Annotated in this window: 14 protein-coding genes; 6 read left to right on the top strand and 8 right to left on the bottom strand. The window is 72.7% G+C overall.

Annotated elements, in window-relative coordinates:
* Nucleotides 1–400: 400 nt before the first annotated feature.
* The 8 genes from ACH01S_RS22995 to ACH01S_RS22960 all read right to left on the bottom strand — a co-directional run bounded on the left by ACH01S_RS22995 (nt 401) and on the right by ACH01S_RS22960 (nt 9442).
* Nucleotides 401–2809: a sensor histidine kinase gene (locus ACH01S_RS22995; protein WP_067894967.1), complete on the bottom strand. Its 2409-nt coding sequence runs from the start codon at nt 2807–2809 to the stop codon at nt 401–403.
* Between the two features lie 253 nt (nt 2810–3062).
* On the bottom strand, nt 3063–3977 hold the full coding sequence (locus tag ACH01S_RS22990; RefSeq protein ID WP_067894964.1) for a terpene synthase family protein: 915 nt from the start codon (nt 3975–3977) through the stop codon (nt 3063–3065).
* 93 nt (nt 3978–4070) lie between these two features.
* The gene (locus ACH01S_RS22985) at nt 4071–5498 is read right to left on the bottom strand and encodes a cytochrome P450 (RefSeq protein WP_067894961.1); all 1428 of its coding nucleotides are present in this window, start codon (nt 5496–5498) and stop codon (nt 4071–4073) included.
* 397 nt (nt 5499–5895) lie between these two features.
* Nucleotides 5896–6516: a dihydrofolate reductase family protein gene (locus ACH01S_RS22980; RefSeq protein ID WP_067894958.1), complete on the bottom strand. Its 621-nt coding sequence runs from the start codon at nt 6514–6516 to the stop codon at nt 5896–5898.
* The gene (locus ACH01S_RS22975) at nt 6516–6992 is read right to left on the bottom strand and encodes an SRPBCC family protein (protein WP_067894954.1); all 477 of its coding nucleotides are present in this window, start codon (nt 6990–6992) and stop codon (nt 6516–6518) included. The genes ACH01S_RS22980 and ACH01S_RS22975 overlap by 1 nt, the downstream gene beginning before the upstream one ends.
* A 3-nt stretch (nt 6993–6995) precedes the next feature.
* A complete protein-coding gene (locus ACH01S_RS22970) occupies nt 6996–7349 on the bottom strand; it encodes an ArsR/SmtB family transcription factor (RefSeq protein WP_067894951.1) in 354 nt (117 codons plus the stop codon).
* 86 nt (nt 7350–7435) lie between these two features.
* Nucleotides 7436–8107 (bottom strand): CRISPR-associated endoribonuclease Cas6, encoded by a 672-nt coding sequence (locus ACH01S_RS22965; RefSeq protein WP_246236715.1) that lies wholly within the window; start codon nt 8105–8107, stop codon nt 7436–7438.
* 264 nt (nt 8108–8371) lie between these two features.
* Complete coding sequence (locus tag ACH01S_RS22960) at nt 8372–9442, bottom strand: SAVED domain-containing protein (protein ID WP_067894946.1); 1071 nt, start codon at nt 9440–9442, stop codon at nt 8372–8374.
* Nucleotides 9443–9682: 240 nt separating this feature from the next.
* Here ACH01S_RS22960 and ACH01S_RS22955 point away from each other — a divergent pair, with 240 nt between their 5' ends.
* Genes ACH01S_RS22955 through ACH01S_RS22930 form a run of 6 tightly spaced genes read left to right on the top strand, consistent with a single transcriptional unit; the run spans nt 9683 to nt 20203 of the window.
* Entirely contained in the window at nt 9683–11299 is a 1617-nt protein-coding gene (locus ACH01S_RS22955; RefSeq protein WP_067894943.1) for a Cas10/Cmr2 second palm domain-containing protein, read from the top strand.
* Nucleotides 11296–13608, top strand: coding sequence for an RAMP superfamily CRISPR-associated protein (locus tag ACH01S_RS22950; RefSeq protein WP_067894940.1), 2313 nt, complete (start codon nt 11296–11298; stop codon nt 13606–13608). Before ACH01S_RS22955 ends, ACH01S_RS22950 begins: the two co-directional genes overlap by 4 nt.
* Nucleotides 13605–15236, top strand: coding sequence for an RAMP superfamily CRISPR-associated protein (locus tag ACH01S_RS22945; protein ID WP_067894937.1), 1632 nt, complete (start codon nt 13605–13607; stop codon nt 15234–15236). The genes ACH01S_RS22950 and ACH01S_RS22945 overlap by 4 nt, the downstream gene beginning before the upstream one ends.
* Nucleotides 15233–15772 (top strand): type III-D CRISPR-associated protein Csx19, encoded by a 540-nt coding sequence (gene csx19 / locus ACH01S_RS22940; RefSeq protein WP_067894934.1) that lies wholly within the window; start codon nt 15233–15235, stop codon nt 15770–15772. The genes ACH01S_RS22945 and csx19 overlap by 4 nt, the downstream gene beginning before the upstream one ends.
* Nucleotides 15769–17910, top strand: coding sequence for a TIGR03986 family type III CRISPR-associated RAMP protein (locus ACH01S_RS22935; protein ID WP_067894931.1), 2142 nt, complete (start codon nt 15769–15771; stop codon nt 17908–17910). The genes csx19 and ACH01S_RS22935 overlap by 4 nt, the downstream gene beginning before the upstream one ends.
* The gene (locus tag ACH01S_RS22930; RefSeq protein ID WP_067894928.1) at nt 17894–20203 is read left to right on the top strand and encodes a hypothetical protein; all 2310 of its coding nucleotides are present in this window, start codon (nt 17894–17896) and stop codon (nt 20201–20203) included. The genes ACH01S_RS22935 and ACH01S_RS22930 overlap by 17 nt, the downstream gene beginning before the upstream one ends.
* Nucleotides 20204–20370: the final 167 nt, after the last annotated feature.

The following is a 20370-nucleotide window of genomic DNA, read 5'->3' as shown; positions in this document are numbered from 1 at the left end:
GGCACCTGGCAAGCGCTGCCAGCATGCCTCCTGGTCGGTCGTCGCGGTCGCACTCACCGGTGAGGCCGCGGCGCTGTCCGCTCCGGCGAGCGCGACGAACAGCGCTCCGATCAGTGCCGCGATCGTCGAGACGAGAGGGATGGTTCTTACCCATCGCATGTCGTTGCCCCAATCTTGTAGATCGGTAGCTCGTTGGCCGAGAAGCCACTGACGTTCTCGACGATCGCTCGGACGGCGGCCGCAGGTGTATCCCCAGGGTTGGGGATTGCCGCGCGAACAGGCAGCGCCTACACGGTCACAGTGAGTAGGCGGCGGAGGCCGCGAACCAGGGGCCGCCTGCTCGGTGTCGCCTGGTCGCGGCCTCGCGGCGCATCAGTACGGGAGGCGGCGTTCGGCGCCGTCAACCGTTCTCGCCGTCGCCGTCCTCGACGCCGGGGTCCGAAGACGTCCTGGCGCCGGTGCCGCGCTGACCGGCCGGGTCCTCGGCGCCGCCGGGCTCCTTGTCGGCGGCGTCGGCGCGGCCGCGGCGGGTCGCCTCCTGGTAGGAGCGGACCATCCGCCTGACCTCCTCGGGCGACCGCAGCGCGTCGGCGTCGTCGTCCGGCTGCGGCGCTTCCGGGGCGGGCGGATCCTCCTTCAGGGGTGCGGCGAGGCTGGCCTGCGGCACCCGGACCGGCAGTCCGCCGGGGGTGGCGCTGTCGGTGACGAGCGCCTCGTCGGGCTCCGGCTCGGGCTCGGGGGCGGACTCGGGCGGGGCCGCGACGGCGGCGGCGCGCTCGCGCTCGTCACCGTCGCCGTGTTCCGCGACCAGCGCCAACGGCTGCTTGCTGTGGGCCGGGGGCGTCTGGCCGCCGGTGGTCACCGCGGGAGCGGCGCCGGCGGGCCCGGCGTCGGCGCCGACCTGGACGAGCTGACGCGCCTTCTCGGGCACGGCGCTCGGTTCCGCGATCTCGCCGATCAGCTCCCGCGGGATGACCACGACCGCGGTGATCCCCCCGTACGCGGACCGCTTCAGCATGACCTTCAAGTTGTGGCGCTGGGCGAGCCGACCCACCACGAACAGGCCGAGCTGGGCGGTGCTCTGCAGGTTGAAGTCGGGCGGGTCGGCGAGGCTGGTGTTGAGCTCGTCGAGCTTCTCGTCGGTCATGCCGAGCCCGCGGTCCTCGATGTCGATGGCGAAGCCGCTGGCGACCATGGTCCCGCTGACCTGGACGGCGGTCTCCGGCGGCGAGAACGACACGGCGTTCTCGATCAGCTCGGCGAGCAGGTGGGTGACGTCGCCGACCGCCGTGCCCTTCAGGCTGATCGGCCCGAGCGGCAGGACGGTGACGCGCGTGTAGTCCTCGACCTCGCCCACCGCGCCGCGGATCGCGTCCACCAGCGGGACGGGGTCGCGCCACCCGCGGGCGGGCAGCGCGCCGGACAGGACGATCAGGTTCTCGGCGTTGCGGCGCATACGGGTCGCGAGGTGGTCGAGCTTGAACAGCTCCTCCAGTTCCTTGACCTCGATGTCGCGGCGGCGCTCCATCGTGTCGAGCATGGTGAGCTGCCGGTGCACGAGCGTCTGGGTGCGGCGGGCGAGGCTGAGCAGGACGTCGCGGATGCCGCGCCGCAGTTCGGCCTGCTCGACGGCGGTCCGCAGCGCGGTCTCCTGGACGGCGTTGAACGCCTGGCCGAGCTGCCCGATCTCGTCGGTGCCGAACTGGAGCGGCGGGGCCTCGACGGCGATGTCCACCTTCTCGCCGTGCCCGAGCCGTTCGACGACGCCGGGCAGCCGCTGGTCGGCCAGCTCGCGGGCCGCGTCGCGGAGCAGCCGCAGCTGCCGCACCAGGGCGCGCGCCGTGGTGATCGAGACCACGACGGCCGCGAGGAGCGCGAGCAGGCCGAGCCCGGCGACCAGCACCAGCTTGACGATCACCAGGGTGCCGCCCGGCTTGGCCCGCGCGACCAGGTCGTCACCGCCCGCGTCGATCACCTGGTCGAACTGGTCAAGGGTGGGCTGGGCGGCCTGCCGCCACTGCTCGGCGGTCACCGCGGGCCGCCCGCCGGGCCGTACCTGCTCGATGAGCCTGCTCTCCAGGCCCTGCAGCATCCGGTAGGAGTCGGTGCCGGTGAGCCGCTCGTAGCGCGACCGGTCGGTGGACGGCAGGTGGCGGGCGGCGGTGGCGGAGTCGTTCTGCCGGACGCCGGCCAGCGTGACCAGCCGGTCGCGGTCTCCCGCCTCGAAGCGGCCCCTGGCGAGGATCCCGGTCACCAGGGCGTTCTCGCGCGAGAGGGACTCGCGGGCGATCGTCAACTCGATCAGCGCGCGGCCGTCGGCCGCGACCTTCTTGTCGTCCAACTCGGCGGTGGCCGCGCTGATCTCGAAGCACTCGTCGATGGCCTGGTTGTAGACCTGCATCGCGCCGGTACGGCTGATGGAACCGTTGTCGATCTGCTGGCGCACCGTCCGCAGGCGGTCCAGGTAGCCGGCGACCTGGCGGACATGGCCCTTGATCTTCTCATCCCCGGTCTTGGCCGTGGTGGCCCGCCACTCCCGGATGAACCGGTCGGTCCGTGCCCGCTGCGCGGCCAGCTCCGGCGACACCCGCCGCGTGCCCGGACGCGCCCACGCCGAACGTCCCAGTTCGAGCTGCGAGGCGCGGCGTTCGTCCTGCAGGTGGTTGACCAGCGTCTTGGTCGGGCGACCGACCTGGGTGTCGCGTTGGGCCGCCACGTAGAGGCCGATCCCGTCGCTGATCGTCACCCACGCGGCGAAGGCCCACAGCGCGGACAACGCCACCAGCGAGAGGGTGATCTTCAGGCCCAAGCGAAGGTTCGACGGACGATTCCGCTTACGGAGGCGCACAGGCATCGGCAATTCCTCAAATCCAGCGACCCGGGGGGAGGGTGATGTGGCCCGGTCCGGAGGCACCGGCCGCGCGGGACGCCACCGGCCACGCGGAGCACATTAGCAACGCGGAGCAGGCCGGGAATGTGGAATGTCGGCTTCGTGCCGCTCGCCACACGGGGCGGGGAACGGTCGGCCTTTGCCCGGCCCCCCCATTAGGGGGACGCGCCGGTCAGAGCCGCCGCCAATAGTCCTCTCCCGCGGAGTAGAAGGCGTCGGAGAACCGCAGTTGCCGGCGCAGGTAGTCGGCGCCGGCGGGACAGCGGCCGGCGAGGGCGTCGATCAGCGCCGCGCATTCGGTGAGCAGTTCGCCGATCCGCCGCCTGAGGACGTCGGGCGACACCAGGCGCAGGGCGTTGAGGTCTCCGGTGCCCTTTTCCCGCTTCCAGGTGGCGAGGTCGTTGAACAGCCGCAGCGCCTCCTGGACGTGCTGGCTGGCGGCCACCAGTTCGGGCAGGCACTCGGCGACCCCGGGGTCGTCGTGCACGGTCCAGTGCACCACGTTGACCCAGGTGGACCCGAAGTTGTCGGCGTTGTTCCGGTACTCCTCGAAGGTCGGCGGATCGTCCGCGCCGCGCGTGAACCGCCACTCCCATTCGCGGACCATGGCGGTGAGCATGGCGTCCAGGTGCCGCCGCCACAGCGGGCGGCGCTCGGCGAAGGCGGGGAAGGCGTCCAGGCCGTCGCGCAGTTCGGCGAGGAACGCCCCCACCGCGTCCCCCGGCCCGGGGTCGGCGCCGGCGGCGACGTCCAGGCATCGGCGGCGCAGGCCGCGCACCTCCTCGCGCGAACTCGCGCGGGTGTCGATCAGCCAGTCGACCGGGAAGACCCACAGCGACGCCCGCGCCTCGTGCGCGAGGAGCGCGGCGGTGCTGCCCGGCGCCTGGGCGACGACGGCCCGCGCCAGCTCGCGCGGCAGCCGCCCGTCGAACACGTCGGCGGGGAACAGGCCGCCATGGCGCGCGATGGTGGACCGCAGGTCCTCCTCGCACTGGGACCGGAGGCGCTCGGTCTCGTCCTCGTCCGTCGCCGGGGCGTGCGCCCCTGGCTGGGACGCTTGCCGGTTGAGCTGGTGCGCTGGCTTCACGGGGGCGGCTCCGTCGTCGGGAAGGGGGTGGGCGCGGCGGGACGGCGACCGCGCCCGTGAGCGCGGCGTGCGTGCGTCGAGCGCGGCCGGGGGTCAGGCGCGCGCTTCGAGGGTGACCTGGACGTCCCGGTCCGGGTTCAGCGCCAGGCCGGGTTTCGGCCGGATGGGCGCCGAGCCGGGCGGCAGGTGGAGGCTCAGCCGGCGGCGGCGCAGCAGGGACGCCAGGATGAGCAGAGCCTCCATCTCGAAGAACTGCTGCCCGAGGCAGGCGTGGTGCCCGTACCCGAAGGCCAGGTCGGCGACCCCGTCGGGGAACTGCTTCTGGCGGGCCTTCTCGGCCTCCGGGGTGAACCGGTCGGGATCGAACCGGTCGGGTTCGGGCCAGGCCCGCGGCAGCCGGTGGGTGAGGTAGGGGCTGATCACGACGATCGACCCGGCGGCGATGCGGACGCCGTCGATCTGGTCGTCCTGCTGCGCGGCGCGGGGGATGATCCAGCCGACGGTGTACATGCGCAGCAGTTCGCGGAGGACCCGCTTGGTGTAGGTGAGCCGTTCGAGCTGCTCCAGCGTCGGCGTGGCGTCCGCGTCCGTCCCGCCGCCGATCTCCGCGTCGATCTCGGCGTACAGCCGGGCCTCGATGTCGGGGTGGTCGGCGAGCATCACCGGAAGCCAGCTCAGCGCGACCGCCGTGCTCTCGCTGCCGGCGACCGCCAGCGCGACGAGTTCGTCGCGGATCTGCCGGTCGGTGCGGCCGCGCTTCGCCAGCATCGAGGCGATCCCCGCATTGCCCGGCTGCCGCGCGGCCGTCACCAGCGGCTGGATGACGCGGTCCACGGTGCGCACCGACCGGCGGAACCGCCGGTCCCCCGGGATCGGGATCCAGTTCGGCATCCAGGGCGCCAGCAGCCTCGGGACGATCGACGTGGTCGCGGTCCGGACCGCCTGGCCCACCAGTTCGGCGTCCTCGACGCTGATCCGTCCGCCGAAGAACAGGTCGTTCACGGCGCGGTGGATGACGCGCGTGACCTCCCAGTAGACCTCGAAGGCCTCGCCCGGCGCTCGGCGCCGGAGGAGGTCGTCGACGGCCCGGGTGACCACCGGCGCCCAGCCCGGGTAGACCTCCCGCAGGTGCCGGGCCGCGAACTGGGGTTGCAGCGCGCGGCGCGCCTCGGCGTGCTTGTCGCCCTCGCCTCCGATGTTGTCGCCCACGAGCCGCTGCATGGCGTCCCACATCAGGCCCTGCCGCGGGTAGCAGTCCCGCGCCCGGGTCAGCAGGACGTGCTTGACGTCGTCGGGCCGTGTCACCAGGTAGGGCCGGAACAGCCCCAGGTTCAGGCGGGTGATCGCGCCGTCGCGCTCCTGGACGATCCGGGACAGGGCCTGGAGTGGGTCCTTGCGCAGCGGGCCGACCAGGTGGCGGAACGCGATGGTCTCGGCCGCGCGCGGCCGCTCGGGCCGGGACGGCCGCCGGGCGGACGGGGTCTGCGGGGACTGGCCGGAGGAAGGGGCGTCGATCGACATGGCGGCGCTTCACCTCGGTCTGCTGCCGGGCGGTGCCGCCCCGGCGGCGCGGCACCCTGATGGGGGACGGTGAAGTCGGCCCCGGTGGCCACGGCCCGGTGGAGGGGTCCCTCGACGGCGTGTGCGACAGTGGCCGGGGCGCCGAGGGAGGACCTCGGCCGGCTCGGCCCTGGCGTGTCCGCGCGCTGGGGGAAGGCACCTGTCGGTCGTGTCGCCGGGACGCTGATCACAGGCTCACATCGACGGTCGTCCACCTCCCAGACGGACATGAACATGCCTAATCGGCAATGATCAACAATAAAATATCATCTACCGGACATCCGGGTGGAGATTGCCCAGGGGTAAGGATTACCCCTCCCCGCGGCCAGAGCCGCCGACCTTCGCGCGTGCCGGGCGGCTATCGCTGCCGGACGGTGTAGGTGAGGTGCGTCACCCGCGGGGAGGGCTCCGCGCGGGCCGGGTCGAGGGCCACGCGGTCGGCGTCCACGCCCTCGAACAGGCGGATCCCGGAGCCGAACAGCACGGGCGCCACCGCGACCGAGAACTCGTCGATCAGACCGGCGTTCAGGTATTCCAGGATCGTCGCGCCGCCGCCCGCGACGCGGACGTCGCGGTCGCCTGCGGCCTCGCGCGCCCGGTCGAGCGCACTCTCGAAGCCGTCGTCGACGAAATGGAAGACCGTCCCACCCGGCCGCTCCCACGGGTCGCGCTTCTCGTGCGTCACGACGAAGACCGGCGTGTGGAACGGCGCCTCCTCCGGCCACGCCCGCTCGCCCGCGTCGAACATGCGCTTGCCCATCACGCTCGCGCCGGTGCGCTCGAACGTCTCCCGCAGGATGTCGTTGTCGCGCCCTTCCTCACCGCCCTCGCCAAGCCGCAGATTCTCCCGGAAGAACCGTTGCGGAAAGACCCACCCCTGCAGTTCCCTCCATTGCGGCCCCATCAGGTCCTCGATGGATTCAGGGGCGATGAACCCGTCCAGCGACATCGACACGCTGAAGAACACTTTTCCCGCCATCAGCCCTCCGCTCCCTTCTGAACGATTTCGGCGACATAGGCGGCGAGGTTGCTCAGGGTCTGCTGACCGCCCTCAATGGCGTGGTACTTCTCGGCGGCCTCGTCGCGCAGTTCCTTGGTGGGGAAGACCGTGCGCATCTCGATCCGGGTCGCCGCGCCGTCGGGCTCGAACGTCAGGAACGACTCGAAGGCGTTCGGGTCGCCGCGGGACTCGCCGTGCAGCAGCGAGATCCGCTCCGGGCGGGCTATCTCGGTCCAGGAGATCCACTCCTGGTAGTCCGTTCCGTCCGGTCCGTGCATCACGAAGTCCCACTCCCCGCCGACGCGGAACTCGAACGACCGCGTCGTCGTGGTGAACCCCTCCGGGCCCCACCACCGCGACAGGTGCCGGACCTCGGTGAACGCCTCGAACACCAGGTCCGCCGGGGCGTCGATGACCCGCGAGATGACGATCTCGCGGTCGGCCGTCGCACTCATCGGCTACTCCTCCTCCCTTTCCTGCTCCCTTTCCTGCTTCAGGTCCTGCACGTACGCGTCCAGCCGGTCGAAGCTCTCGTTCCAGAACCGCTCGAACCCGCCGGTCCACTCGTGGACCGGCCGCAGCCCGCGGGCGTCCAGGCCGTACAGGCGCTGCTTGCCCGCCCTGCGGTCCCGCACCAGCCCGACCTCCCGGAGCACCCGCAGGTGTTTGGACGCCCCGGGCTGGGTCATGCCCAACTCCCGCGCCAACTCGGTCACCGGCCGCTCCCCCGCCCGCAGCAGCACCAGGATCTGCCGCCGCTGCGGCTCCGCGATCGCGTTGAAGACGTCCGACGTCGTCGCTGCTCGTGCCATGCCGCAATCATATTCCCATATCGGAATGCGTCAAGTTCGACCAGCCCAGAGGGGGTCTCGGGGCCGCGGCGGCGAGGGATCAGCGGTCAGCGGCGCGGCGCGCCGATCCAGCCCATCCCCGTGCTGTTGTCCTGCCCCAGCCCCCAGGAATGGAGCGCCGACAGCGTCTCCGGTGCGCCGGACACCATGACCTCGACGCGGGCGCCCGGCTTCTTCCCGCCCCCGGCGCTGCCCACCGCGAACGAACGCTTGCGCCCGATCCATCCGACGTTCTCCAGCGTGACCTCGGGGTCCAAGCCCAAGGACGCCGCTTTGCGCCGAAGATTGCGCTGAACGTAGAAGTCCCATTCGGGCTCGCCCGGAAGGCACCACGCCTCGCGACGTTCACGGGCACCCGACGCGTCACGTCCGGATCCCTTCATCACCACGGGCGTCTCCGTCCGGAAGACGGCTTTGCCGGTCTCGAATCTCGGGGCTTCGACCGGCTCGACCCGATCGACGATGAAAGCGGTCGCTCCCCACGCCAGGACGGGAATCGACGCGAGCGCGGCCGCCCACCCCTCGACCACCGCGATCAGCGGACTCCCGAACTCCAGCACGCCGGGCCCGTCGGCGGCATAGACGCCGCGACGCCTCCGCGCCCCTGGGAAGATGGGCGCGCCGTAACCGAAGGGCCGGAGCTTGTGCGGTCCCCAGCCACGGTCATGAAGAGCCCGCCCCAGTTCAGGCGCCCCGCGCTCCAGCAGCGCGTACGCCACGGCCCGTCCGGGAGCCAAGACGTCCTCCCAGGGCAGCTCCCGAGCCCCCGTGTGAAAGGTCACTCGCAAACGCATCGAACCTGTCCTCCCTCTCGTCCATCAGAAAGCCACGAACGCATTTGCCTTGCGGGTCCTCATCGCCCCTACGAGGGTTTGAAACTGCTCTCATTATGGGGCTTGTTTTTTCTGCGACCCCTTGTGTTCTCATCGCCCCTTGAGGGTTCGCAAATCGTCACAGGCGCGGAGGTGGAGAACTGCCGAGACTTAGGCGGGTTCGGCGGGGAAAGGCTCGTAGGCGTTGGAGGCGTTGTCGAGACTGAAGGCCGTCCAGCGGTCGGGCTGGACGTGGGCCAGGCGGGCGCCGAGGGCGATGGAAATGGCGACCGGGCCGGTGAGGAAGGCGGCGTGGCGTCCGGTGCGGGCGGCGGGCGGCAAAGGGGCGTCGCGCCATGTGCGGCAGATCTGTTCCACTATCGCGGTGTAGGTTTCCGCGTTCTCGTCCAGGGGCCCGGCGGTCTTTCTGCTGAATATCAGGAGGGCGCCGATCCGGTGTGCGCGGCAGGCGGCGCGGACGGGTTCGGCGAAGTCGGCGCGGAGGTTCTGCAGGTCGATGGCGAGCGCCGTGCGCGCCGGGTCTCCGCCTTCGACCACCTCGACCTGCTCCATGGTGAGGAGTTCGGCGGTGAGCGGGCTTTCCCGGAGGCTGGTCGCCGGGAAGTGGGACGGGCTCCCGTCGCGCTGGCGGACCGCGTGGACGGTGATCTCGCGAGGATGCGTGTGCCCGATCCTGGCGCCGAACCTGAAGCCGACCGGAAGCGGCATCGTCGGGATCACGTTGATGCGAACGGCCCCGCTGACCAGCCGTTCCGCGAGCCCGGCCGCCGCGAGCGTCTCGTCCGCGAGGGCGTCGACGCCCTCCTTCGGCCACGGATGGGCCTCGGGGAGCGCCAGCCGGGTCCGCACCGTGACCGCGCAGGTGTGCCGGCTGTACTCGACGGCCTCGGCCTCCAGCAGCCCGGCTCGCGGGGCGCCGCGCCCGGTGTCGGACGCGGTGACGACGAGCCCGATCCGGGTCCGCGCCGACGCGCGGACGCGCAGCCGGGCGCCGACCGCCATGCAGGCGAGTCCGACGAGGCAGCCGAGGACGAGCCACCGGCGTCCGGCCGGGGAGCGCGTCATCGCCGACTTCACCGCCTCGATGCCGAACCCGCCCGCGACGACGCCGCCGAGCCCGCTCCAGGCCGCGCCGTCGGTGATCACGCGCCGGGCCCTCGACGGGGTCGCGGATGTGCCCCCGATGACCGTCATCGTCGGCGCGTTCCGGGTCTCGGTCATTTCGGGCCTCGCTTCGTCGTCGTGGACAGAACGTACTGATGGACGTCGCCCGCGAGTGAAGCGGTCCGGAAGGCGCATGACCGGCGGCGGTCGAGCCGGGGCCGGAGGCGGTCACCCGGTTGTGCGGCGTTCGGTCCCGGCGCGCCCGGTTCGCGCCCCTACCATGCCGCTCGGGACGGCCGCGGGGGTTCGTCCATCAGTACCGGGCGGTGGTGCTGAGGGCGAGAAAAGGGGGCCGGGGTGGACGTGCATCCGGTCGTGTTGAGCACGGCGGGGAACCAGGACTACATCTTCGGGTCCAACAAGCGGAGAGAGAACGTCGGCGCGTCGCATCTGATCACCTGTGTCGAAGGCGAATGGCTCGACAGGGCGCTGGCGGAGGTCGGCGCGGACGGCCGGGAACAGCGCGTCGAAGAGCACGGCATCGAGGTGGTGACCGCGAACGCGGGCGGTGTGACGATCCTCGTCGGGGACCGGGAGGCGGGGAGGCGGATCGTCGCGAGCATCACCGAGTCGGCCCTGCGGGAGGCGCCCGGGCTGGACGTGTGCGGCGCCGTCGGAGAGGCCGTCGAGTGGGGTGGCGCGCAGAAGGTCGCCGACGGCGTCGCCGACACCCGGGAGCTGCTCGCGGTCGCGCGGACCACGAGGCGCGGGCCGCGGCTGCGGTTTCCGGGAGTGCCGGTCGCGGCGCGCTGCGGGTCGAGCGGCCTGCCCGCCCACCGCGTCGTCGCGCTCCAGGAGGGACGGCCGCCCGAGGCCCGGTCGGCGCCGAGCCTGGCGAAGCTGAACGCCTTCGCCGACGCGTTGCCGCGGCTGGCCGTCGAGATGGGGCTCCGCGCCGAGGACGGCGAGAACCGGAGGGCGGCGGCCCGCGACACCCTCTCCCCGATCGTCGACCATCTGAGCCACAAGGCGGAATGGGTCGGGGTCGTCCACGTCGACGGCAACGGCCTGGGGAAGGTGTTCCAGCGCTTCGCGTCCATCATGGGCGGCGACGGGAAGAGGCCCGCGGGCGAATACACGGAGGGGCTGCGAAGACTCTCCAACGGTGTGGACGAATGCGCTCGCGAGGCTTTCCGGTCGGTGTTCGCGAAGTTGCGCGGCGGCGGGTGGAAGGCGCGTACGGCCGAGCCGCCGGTCCTCCCGCTCATCCTCGGCGGCGACGACCTGACGGTCGTCTGCGACGGTGAACTGGCCCTGCCGTTCGCCCGCGGCTACCTGGAGGAGTTCACCCGGCTGGCCAACGGGCATGCCGCGGTCGGCGGCGTCCTCAGGACGGTGGAGGAACTGCGAGGGCTCGGCGCCTGCGCGGGTGTCGCCATCGTGAAGCGCCAGTACCCGTTCCACAGCGCCGTCCACCTGGCCGAGGAACTGACCGCCGAGGCGAAGGCCGTGAAGCGGGAACTCGGGCAGGACAAGAGCGCGCTCTCGTTCCACGTCCTCCACGAGAGCGCCTTCGCCGATCTGCGCCGGCTGCGCGACCAGCAGACCCTCTCCGACGAGGGCGCCTGCTTGACGGGCCAGCCCTATGTGGTCGGCGACGCGGGCGGCGCGGAATGGGCCCGGCACCGGCACTGGACCGACCTGGAAAGGCGGGTCGGCGCCCTGACCGCGAAGGACGACGGCACGCTCGTCATCTCGGGCGGCCAGGCGCACGAACTGCGGTCCGCGCTGTTCCGCGGGCGCGAGGCCGCCGAATCCCGGTTCGGGATGGTCTCCACCTGGCTGGGGCGGGACGCGGTTCAGGGGCTCGCCTGCGACGGTTCGCTGTTCTGGCGGGACGGGCACGTCCACCGCACCGGCCTGCTGGACGCGCTGAACGCCGCTCCCTTCCTCGCCGCGCAGGCCGGATCATGAGCCATGCCATCGCGCTGACCCTGCGAATGCTGAGCGACTGGCACATCGGCGCCGGCACGGGACAGCACGGCCGGATCAGCCGGAAGGTGCTGCGCGACGAGGAGCACCACCTGCCGTTCGTCCCGGCGAAATCCCTCAACGGCGTCTGGCGGGACGGATGCGAGATCGCCGCGCGCGCCCTCGACGCCGACGCGGACCCCGAAGGCCCCCGGGTCTGGCACTCCTGGGTGGAATACCTGTTCGGCTATCAGCCGGCCTTCCCCGGCGCCGAGGCGGTCGACACACCGGCCGCGCCGGCGCGGCATCCGCGTCCGGCCGCCCTGCGGTATCTCGGGCCGCTTCGCTTTCCCGGCGAGCTCGGCCACGCCATCGGGGGGAGCGCGCGGCTCCGCGACGCGGTGACGTTCGTGAAGCCGGGCGTCGCGCACGACCCGGTGACCGGCGCGGCCAGGGACGACATGCTGCGCTTCGACGAGATGGCGCGCGGCGGCATGACCCTGGAGGGCACGGCGGAACTGCCGGACGAGCTGTCGGAGGCGCAGCTCGGCTGTGCCCGCGCGCTGCTGTGGGCGGGCGCGCGTCTGGTGGAGGGCATCGGCGCGAAGCGGCGCCGGGGGTCGGGGCGGTGCCGGCTCGACCTCGGCGGCGCCGGGCTGCCGCCGAGCAGTGGCGACCTGGAGCATTGGACGTCGAATCCGGTGCCGCCGCCCGCCCCCGAACGGCCGCCGGCGCCCGATTCCCCCGGACGGCGGCGACCGGCGGGCGACGGCTGGGAGTGCGCCGTCCTGCGGATGACGCTCGAAACGCCGTTGCTCGCCTATGAGCGCACCGTCGGGAACCTCGTCCAGGGCCGCGACCACGCGCCCGGCTGGATGCTGCTCGGGCCGGTGCTGCGCCGCCTCGGCTCGCCGGCCGCCGCCGCGGCGGCCCGCCGCGGAGACCTGGTGGTGACGCCCGCGACGCCGCGCGTGGGCGGGGCGCGGGGACGTCCCGTCCCCCGCGCCTTCGACCGGGACAAGGACGAGACGGGCGTCTACCTCAACCGCATGGTGGAGGGAATTCCGAACGGCAACGCGTTCAAGCGGGTCCGAAGGGGATATGTCGCGGGTTCGGCGCGGATGGCCGTCGAGACGCCCGGCTTCGTCCTGAGAATGCACAACACCATCGAGGACGAGTCGCAGCGTCCGACCGAGGCGCTCGGCGGCGTCTACGTGTACCAGGCGCTCGCGCCCGGAACCGTGCTCGAAGCCGAGGTCAGGGTCCGCCGGGGCATCCTCGGCCCCGGCTGGTGGAAGAGCCTGGACGGCCGATGGCGGTTGGGGCGGTCCCGCAAGGACGACTACGGCCTGGTGTCCGTCACCGCCGCGCCCGGCGCCCCCGGACCGCGGCCGGCGCCGCTCATGAGCGGTGACCGGATGCGCGTCTGGCTGCTGTCGGACGTCCTCGTCCGCGATGCCCGGCTCGCCCCGAGCGACGACCCCGCCGACTTCGCCCGTCTCCTGGAGAGGGCGTTCGCCACGGCGGGAGCGGACGGTGTGGAACTCGTGCCGGTCCTGCGGGAGCGCGACCGGAGACCGACCAGCTACGAGATCGCCCGGACCGACTCCTGGCACCGCGGCTGGCGGCTGCCGCGCCCCGTCCTCCTCGGCTTCGCGGCCGGCGGCTGCCTGACCTTCGAGGTGCGGGCGGGCCGCGTCGGCGCGGACGTCCTGGCGGCGGTCGAACGATCGGGGGTCGGCGAACGGCGCGGCGAGGGCTTCGGCCAGATCAGCGTCAACGACCCGGTTCTCATGAGGAGGGCGGCCACGGCCACCGGCGAGCCCCCGGACCAGCCGCCGCGTCCGCCCGCGCGCAGGCGGCTGGCGGCGGGCGATCCCGGCCACGCCGGTGCGCGCCTGATCGAGGCGGCCGCGTGGCGCGCGGAGATCTGGCGGCTCGCCGAGGAGCGGGCGGCCCGCCCGGACGAGGTGCTCGGCCCGCTCATCGGCCTCTCGGCGACCCGGTTGAACGCGCTGCGCCGCCTGTTCGACCACCTGGACGAGGAGAGCGAGCAGCTCAAGGCCCGCGTCGCCAGGCTCACGCGGCGGTGGAAGGCGCCGAAGGCCACGGCCGCGATCCGCACCCTGCTGGCGGACGGCGACGTCTGGGAGACGCTCAAGTTCGCCGACCAGGACGAGCTGTGCCTGACCGTCGACGGCGCGGACGTCCTGCGCGGCGAACTGCGGGCAGAGGCGCTGCGGTCGCTGCTCACCGCCTGCCTCGCCGCCCACAGCCGCAGTGCGGCCCACTCCGGGGAGGCGCGCCGATGACGCGCGGAGGGGGACGTCCGATGGACCGGCGGCTCCGGGCGCGCGGCTGGCTGCGCACCCAGACGCCGCTGCACGTGGGCGGCGTCGCGCTCGACCCGGCCGAGGCGCTGCCGGTCGCGGTGGACGGGCAGGACCGCGTCTACGTGCCCGGCACGAGCCTCGCCGGGGCGCTGCGCGCCTGGATGCGCGGCGCCGATCCCGGAACCGATCGCCTGGACCGGATGTGGGGCTTCGAGGGGAACGGGAGATCGAACTCCGTCGGCCAGGCCAGCCGGGTCGTCGTCAGGGACGCGGTCGTCACCACCGCGACCGGGACCGACGGCGACGGGATCCCCGACGAGCCGCTCAGATCGCGGACCCTGCCGGTCCTCCACGGAGTCGGCATCGACCGCGTCACCGGCGCCGCCGCGTCGGCGTTCCTGTACGCCCGCACCGTCGTCCCGCCCGGGCACTACCTGTCGTTCGAGATCGACGTCGAGACGACCGGCGCCCACCTCGATCGTGACCGCGCCCGCCTGCACGCGCTGCTCACGGCCTTGAAGTCGGAGGAGATCGCGCTCGGCGCCGCCAACGGCAGGGGCCTCGGCGTCGTGACGCTGCTGCCGTCGCCGCTCGACGTCCACGAGCACGACCTGACCAGCCGCGCCGGGCTGCTCGCGTTCCTTCGCGGCGAGCCCGCGCGCTTCGCCGAGGCGGCGGTGGACGCGGGCGCCGCCGACCTGCCCGCCCGCCGGGACCGGCTGACCGTCCAGTTGCGCTGGAGGCCCGACGCGCCCGTCATGGTCCGCGCCGCGGGCGAGGGCGCGACGATCAAGACCTTGCCGCTGGCCACGGAGGTCGGGCCCGGCACGCTCAGGCTCACGCTGAGCGGCGGCTCGCTCAAGGGAGCCCTTCGCAGCCATGCCGAACTCATCGAGCGCACCGCCCGCGGGCTCGACGCCCCGCCGCCTCCGATCCAGGACGCGGTGGACGGCGCCGGAGACCCGGAGCCCGCGCCCCCGCGCGCACGCGGGCATGCCGAAGCCTTCCGCAAGCAGCTCGATGGGCTGGACGCCGTACGGATGCTGTTCGGCGCCGCCCGCCGCGCGGCGGGCGGCACGCCGTCCGCCCACCCTTGGGGTGCGGGCGCGCTGACCGTCCACGAGTGCGTCAGCGAGACCGCGATCCCCTCGGACGTGTGGGACGTCGTGGTGAACGGCGCGCCGGACGACGGCGCCGACCGTCCGGTCCCGCCGCCGTCGGTGCGCGACGCGCTCGCCGCCCGCGGGCTCGACCAGGCCGACCACGTGGCCATCGACCGCTGGACCGGCGGCGCCGCCGACCAACTGCTGTTCAGCGTGCTCGAACCGCACGGCGTCGACTGGGAGCCGATCCGGCTGACCGTCGACCTCACCCGGCTCGGCGGCCACCGGGACGTGGCGCTCGCGCTGCTCCTGCTCGTCCTGCGGGATCTGGAGCAGCGCCGCATTCCGCTCGGCGGCATGGTGAATCGGGGGTTCGGCGACGTCACGATCGAGTCCGTCGAGTTCTCCGGCAACGGCTGGACGGCGGAGACGACGCTCGCCGACGCGCTCCGGCACGGCAACCTCGCGGCCGCGTGGCGCGCGTACGCGGAGGGACCGCGATGACCGGCACGACCTTGCACGTCGCCACCCGCGACGGCCTCACGTTCGCCGAAGCCATGGAGCGCGCGCCGGACGGGTTCGCGCTGCTCACCACACCGTGGCGCTACGAGATCGTCACCACCGATGAAGCGCGCCGCTCCACGCCGGAGGGGGTCTTCGAGGCCCGCGTGTTCGACGAGCACACCGAACTGCGCTGGCTCGACGATGCCGGCAGCGGCCGCACCGTCCTGCTCACCGAGCGTCCGGCGGCTCTTCCTGCGGAATTCACAAGGCACGACCCGATGGAGACCATCGGCACGATAAAGGGCCGCTACCTGTTGTGGGGAAAGGCCGTCCATTCATCGGACGGCTGGACGACCCTCACCACGGAGCGCATCGGCAGCCTGCGCGTTCCGGGCGTCTTCGGCAGAGGCGGCCACGTGGCGCTGGCGACCCGCGAGTACATCGCACGCGACGCGGAGCACGGCAACGCCTACATCGCGGAAGAACGCCTGCTGTCCTTCGAGCCGTCCGAGCCGCTGCGCGGGGAGAACGCATGACCGAGAAGAAGCCGCCGACCCCCCGCACGATCGCGAAGAACATCCGCGGGACGTCCGCTCCCGCCAGGACGCGTGCGGAGAACGGCCGGAACGGGCGCGGGGAGCCGTTCCTCAACCCGTACACCTTCGTTCCCGCCTTCTCGCGCGAGGGGATGACGGGCGCCTTCGCCGACGCCGTTCCCCAGGGCGCCGACCGGCTGCACGAGGAGAACTGGACGGGCACGATCGGCGTCCGGCTCACCGTCCGGACGCCGCTCCTGCTTCTCGACACCGCCCGCGCCCGCAACGCGCCGGACGCCGAGGAAGGCCACCTCACCTACCCGGTGCTGCTGCGCGGCGGCCGCCCCCACCTCCCGGCGACCGCGCTCAAGGGAATGCTGCGCGCCTCCTACGAGGCGATCACCAACAGCCGGTTCGGGGTGTTCACCGGCCATGACGAGCGCCTCGGCTGGCGGCGCGTCGCCGACGACGCCCGCGACATGGAGCCCGTCCGCGTCGGGAGGAACGGAAAGACGCTGGAGTTCTGGGCCGCCGCCAAACTCCCCTTCTACCCGGACGGGTCCCGCCTCCCCTATTCGAAGAACGGGCCCCCGAAGCACGGCGAACGCGTCTGGGTCAGAACGAGGCGCCGCAACAATGCCGAGGAGGTCACCGGCATCAAGCCGTACGCCAACGGCCGCCCCTCCCCCGAATGGAAGGAGGGGTATGCCTTCATCACCGGTCGGAACGTGGAGGCGAAACGCGACGAGCGCGTCTTCGTCCAGCGGCGCACCCCCGTCACGGCGAAGCTGACCGACGAACTCCGCGAACGCTGGGACGCTCTCATGGAGCACCACCGCAAGAGCCAGCCGGACATCGAGACCGACGGCGAATTCGACATCAGCCCGCACCGGAACGACGAAGACCGCCGCAAGCTCGCGCCGGGGACGTTCTGCTGGGCGTACCGGAAGAACGGACGCGTCGAGGCTCTCTATCCGGTCATGATCCCGCGCGAGCTCGCCGTCGCGAGCCCGGCCGAGATGGTGCCGCCGAAGGTCGAACCGGCGTCCCGCTACCGCGAACTCTCCCCGGCCGACCGCGTGTTCGGCTGGGTCGCGCCGGACGGATCCGGCAACCGCCCGGCCGCCTACCGGGGCCGGTTGCGCGTCGGCGACGTCGAATGCGTCACCCGCACCGGCGAAGCCGTCAGGGAATTCAAGGAGGGGCTGCCGCTGTCGATCCTCGTCCAGCCGAAACCGGCCCAGGGCCGGTTCTACCTGTCTGGAAGCGCCGCCGAACCGCACCGTCCCATCGAGAACCGCACGCCGAAGAACGACGTGCACCGCGACCCGGACCGGGCTCTGCGAGGCCGCAAGGTCTACTGGCATCACAGGCGAGCGGCCGCGAACGACTCCTACTGGAATCCGGAGGCGTCCAGCGGCGATCCCACGCAGCACCTCATCGACGGCCTGCTTTACCGGGAATACCGGCGACCGAACGCGCCCGGCGAAGACGGCCCGCTCACCGACGACGAGACGTCGTTCGCGACGACCGGCGCCCCGCAGCGCGACAAGCAGAACCGCTCCATACTCGGCTGGATCACCCAGGGAACCGAATTCACCTTCACCATCGGCGTCCGCGACGTTCCCGCGGTCGAACTCGGAGCCCTGCTCTGGCTGCTGACGCTCGACGGCGATCACCACCACCGCCTCGGCCTCGGAAAGCCGCTCGGCTTCGGCAGCGTCCACATGATTGTGGAACCGGAGCGCACGCGGCTCCACACCGGCGCGCAATGGTCGGAGTACTACCGCGATCTCACCGGAGAACTCCCCGGCTCGTCCGCCGAAACGGTGGTGCGAACCTGCGTCCGGGCCTTCACCGAGGCGGCGGAGCGGCAGCCCGGATTCACAAGGATCAGGGACGCCTTCCTGGCGGCGGCCCGCGGCAGCGACGACCTCCCCGTCCACTATCCCCGCGTGCGGCCGAAGCAAATGAAGGCACAGCGCACGCCTCCGAACCCTTCCGGGGAGTCGTACGCGTGGTTCACCGCCAATGAGAGGCTCGCCGACAGAAAGGTCGCGCCGGGCCGGGGCCGCTCCCTCCCGTCCGCCGGGGCACCGCTAGATCACGACCTCGACGTCTATGACGAAGAGGGCTGAGGACCGGCCGCCGCTGCTGGTCCATCCGATCGGCGGCGGCGACCTCGGTCGGCCGCCGCTGGCGACCTCTCCTGGGCCGATCGACTTCCACGGCGGTCCGGGCGACCGCAGGCCCCTGCGCAAGGTCTTCGACGGCCTCGCCGAGACCGGAACCGGCGTCAGCGGCCTCCTGATCGTCGCGACGACGAACGTCCCCGGACCGTCCCCGCGGCCGTTCGCCGCGCACGCGCGGGTGATGAAGGACCTGCTGTGCTCTGCGGAAGGTCTCTGCGGCCGGACGTTCCGGAACGATGACGTCCACATAGCCGAGGTCGGCGAACCGACGGTCCGCCACAGCGTGAAGGCGATGAAGCCGGTGCTCACCGCGCTCGCGCCCCGCGAGTGCCTGCTGACCACCGGGGCCGGTTCCTACGCCCTGGGCGCGGGCGTCCTGCTCGCCGGTATCGAGACCGGCGTGCCGATGACGCTGCTGCCGGTCGACGAACCGTCCGCCGCCTACCGGCTGCGCGACCTGGTCGATCCGCGCGACACGCTCCGCGACTGGCTGCTGCGGCACCGCTTCTGGGACGAGCTCGCCGCCGTCGACCCGCCGAACGCCGGGTTGTGGCGGCTGCTCGCCGCCCGGCAGCGCGCCGACACCGGCCTCGCCGCGGCCACCGAGCCGTCCGCCGGCCTCGACCGGGGGAGGCTCACCAAGCTCGCCGAGCTGTGGCCGACCGTCCAGGCCGCCTTCTACGAGCGCCTCGCGCGGGGCGAGGCCATCGACCACTCGCTGCTGCGCGCGTGGTTCGCGCAACGGATCGGCAAGCCGTCCGCGAAGGAGGCCGCCGCGCTCTCGGCGCCGGCGCGCCGAGTGCTGGAGGACCTCGCCGGAAGGCTCGGCGACCCGGAGGAGCGCGGCGGCGCCGCCTTGATCAAGGACGCCCGCCGCCGGCTCTCGCCCCTGCCCGAGGCGCGTCCCGAGGCCCGCCACGCGGCGCTGGTGGCCGACACCGAGTTCATCGACTTCTTCCAGCGGAGCGCCTCGCACGAGGAGCACCTCGTCCCGCCCGCGGCCCGCCGCCTGCCCGGCTCACTGCTCGCGAACGCCGACCAGTGGGAGAAGGGCGACCTGGTGCCCGGCCTGGTGGAACGGTGCGGCATGACGGCGTGGCCCGTCCTCGGGACCGGCGACGTCCTTGTCCTGATGTGCGTCGGAAGGGTCACCGGGGACGACCCGAACGACCGGGAGGGCCACGCGGCCGTCCGGCGGGTGGTCGACTGGGCGCTGCGGCGCCGCGGCGCCCTGCCCCGGTCCGGCAGGATCAGGCTGCGCCTGCTCGCCAGCGAGGAGACGATGGAGCGGGCCGGATCCTGGGCCACCCTGGCCGCGTCGACCGCGCCCGCCGGGAGCCTCGACGCCGCCGTCCTCGGCCCCTTCTCCACCGAACCGGGCGACGCCGCAGGCGTCAACGCGGCGCTGCTGGCCGAACTCGCCGAAACCGAGCCGACCGGCCTGTACGGCTCGACCAGCCTCCGCGATGTGGACGAGGTCCTCCTCGTCGTCAACTCGGGGAAGCCGGTCACGGTCAACGGCATGGTCGCCGCGGGCGTGCAGTGGTCGCTGACCGCCGCCTGCCCGCTGCGCGTCGCCGAACTCGGCCGCGACCGGGCCCTGCGGACCGTGCTCAGCGAAGCCGGGCTGACGCTGTGCCGCCTCGGCATGGACGCCCGGCTCGCCCGGCTCGCGTCGGCGGCCGTCCGGCGCCTCGACACCCGCACCGCCTGGCAGCTGCTCGGCAACGGCTCGCCGGCCCTCGCCGCCGCCCGCGAGGCCGCCGCCCGCGTCCATCGCGACCTGTACGGCCACGCGACGGCGACCGCGGACCGGGACGCCCGCTGCGAGGCGGCCTGCAACCGCCTCGAACTCATCGCCCACGTGCTGGCGGACGAGCCGTGGCCCGCGTGCTACACGGCCGTCGAAGTGCTCCGTCCGGGCCTTTTCGACTGGGCCGAGTGGGCGGCTCTCAGGCGGCGTTTCGCACCGCTCCGGAAACTGAACGCCTGCCGCAACGAGACCCCTTACACCCATCTGCTCGACAGGCTCCGCGACGAGCGGGCCGGGCGGACGGCCGGAACGAGGAAACGGCCGCCCGCCCCGCGAGTGGTCCTGGAAGAACTGCGCGGCTGCGTCGAGGTCTTCCAACTACTCCGTTCTCCAGAAAGCCGCCGAAGCGCCTCGGACCGCGAACTCGTCATCCGTTATAGGCGGCTATGCGAACAACTCGCCAAGTTGGGGGAGGAGGCCCGATGAACAGGCGTTCCCCCCGCGCCGAGCACTTGACGTGAGTTGAGGGCCTCCTGATACTGGTGACCGTTCGACGGCTGCGGCCGGAGAGCATTTCGAGGCCCTGTGCCTCCTGAGGAAGACCGGGTCCCCGGATTTCGTATCCGCGGGGCGGACGGTCTGTTCGGACTGCC

The organism is Actinomadura chibensis NBRC 106107 (genome assembly GCF_001552135.1).
Classification (GTDB): domain Bacteria; phylum Actinomycetota; class Actinomycetes; order Streptosporangiales; family Streptosporangiaceae; genus Spirillospora; species Spirillospora chibensis.
Note: the sequence above shows the minus strand (reverse complement) of the source record. Positions and strands in the feature narration are given on the sequence as shown.

Bases quoted from the DNA above. Each gene is read 5' to 3' on its own strand.
- ACH01S_RS22985 (WP_067894961.1), bottom strand. From the start codon at position 5,498: ATGTCGATCGACGCCCCTTCCTCCGGCCAGTCCCCGCAGACCCCGTCC.
- ACH01S_RS22980 (WP_067894958.1), bottom strand. From the start codon at position 6,516: ATGGCGGGAAAAGTGTTCTTCAGCGTGTCGATGTCGCTGGACGGGTTC.
- ACH01S_RS22975 (WP_067894954.1), bottom strand. From the start codon at position 6,992: ATGAGTGCGACGGCCGACCGCGAGATCGTCATCTCGCGGGTCATCGAC.
- ACH01S_RS22970 (WP_067894951.1), bottom strand. From the start codon at position 7,349: ATGGCACGAGCAGCGACGACGTCGGACGTCTTCAACGCGATCGCGGAG.
- ACH01S_RS22960 (WP_067894946.1), bottom strand. From the start codon at position 9,442: ATGACCGAGACCCGGAACGCGCCGACGATGACGGTCATCGGGGGCACA.
- ACH01S_RS22950 (WP_067894940.1), top strand. From the start codon at position 11,296: ATGAGCCATGCCATCGCGCTGACCCTGCGAATGCTGAGCGACTGGCAC.
- ACH01S_RS22945 (WP_067894937.1), top strand. From the start codon at position 13,605: ATGACGCGCGGAGGGGGACGTCCGATGGACCGGCGGCTCCGGGCGCGC.
- csx19 (WP_067894934.1), top strand. From the start codon at position 15,233: ATGACCGGCACGACCTTGCACGTCGCCACCCGCGACGGCCTCACGTTC.
- ACH01S_RS22935 (WP_067894931.1), top strand. From the start codon at position 15,769: ATGACCGAGAAGAAGCCGCCGACCCCCCGCACGATCGCGAAGAACATC.
- ACH01S_RS22930 (WP_067894928.1), top strand. From the start codon at position 17,894: ATGACGAAGAGGGCTGAGGACCGGCCGCCGCTGCTGGTCCATCCGATC.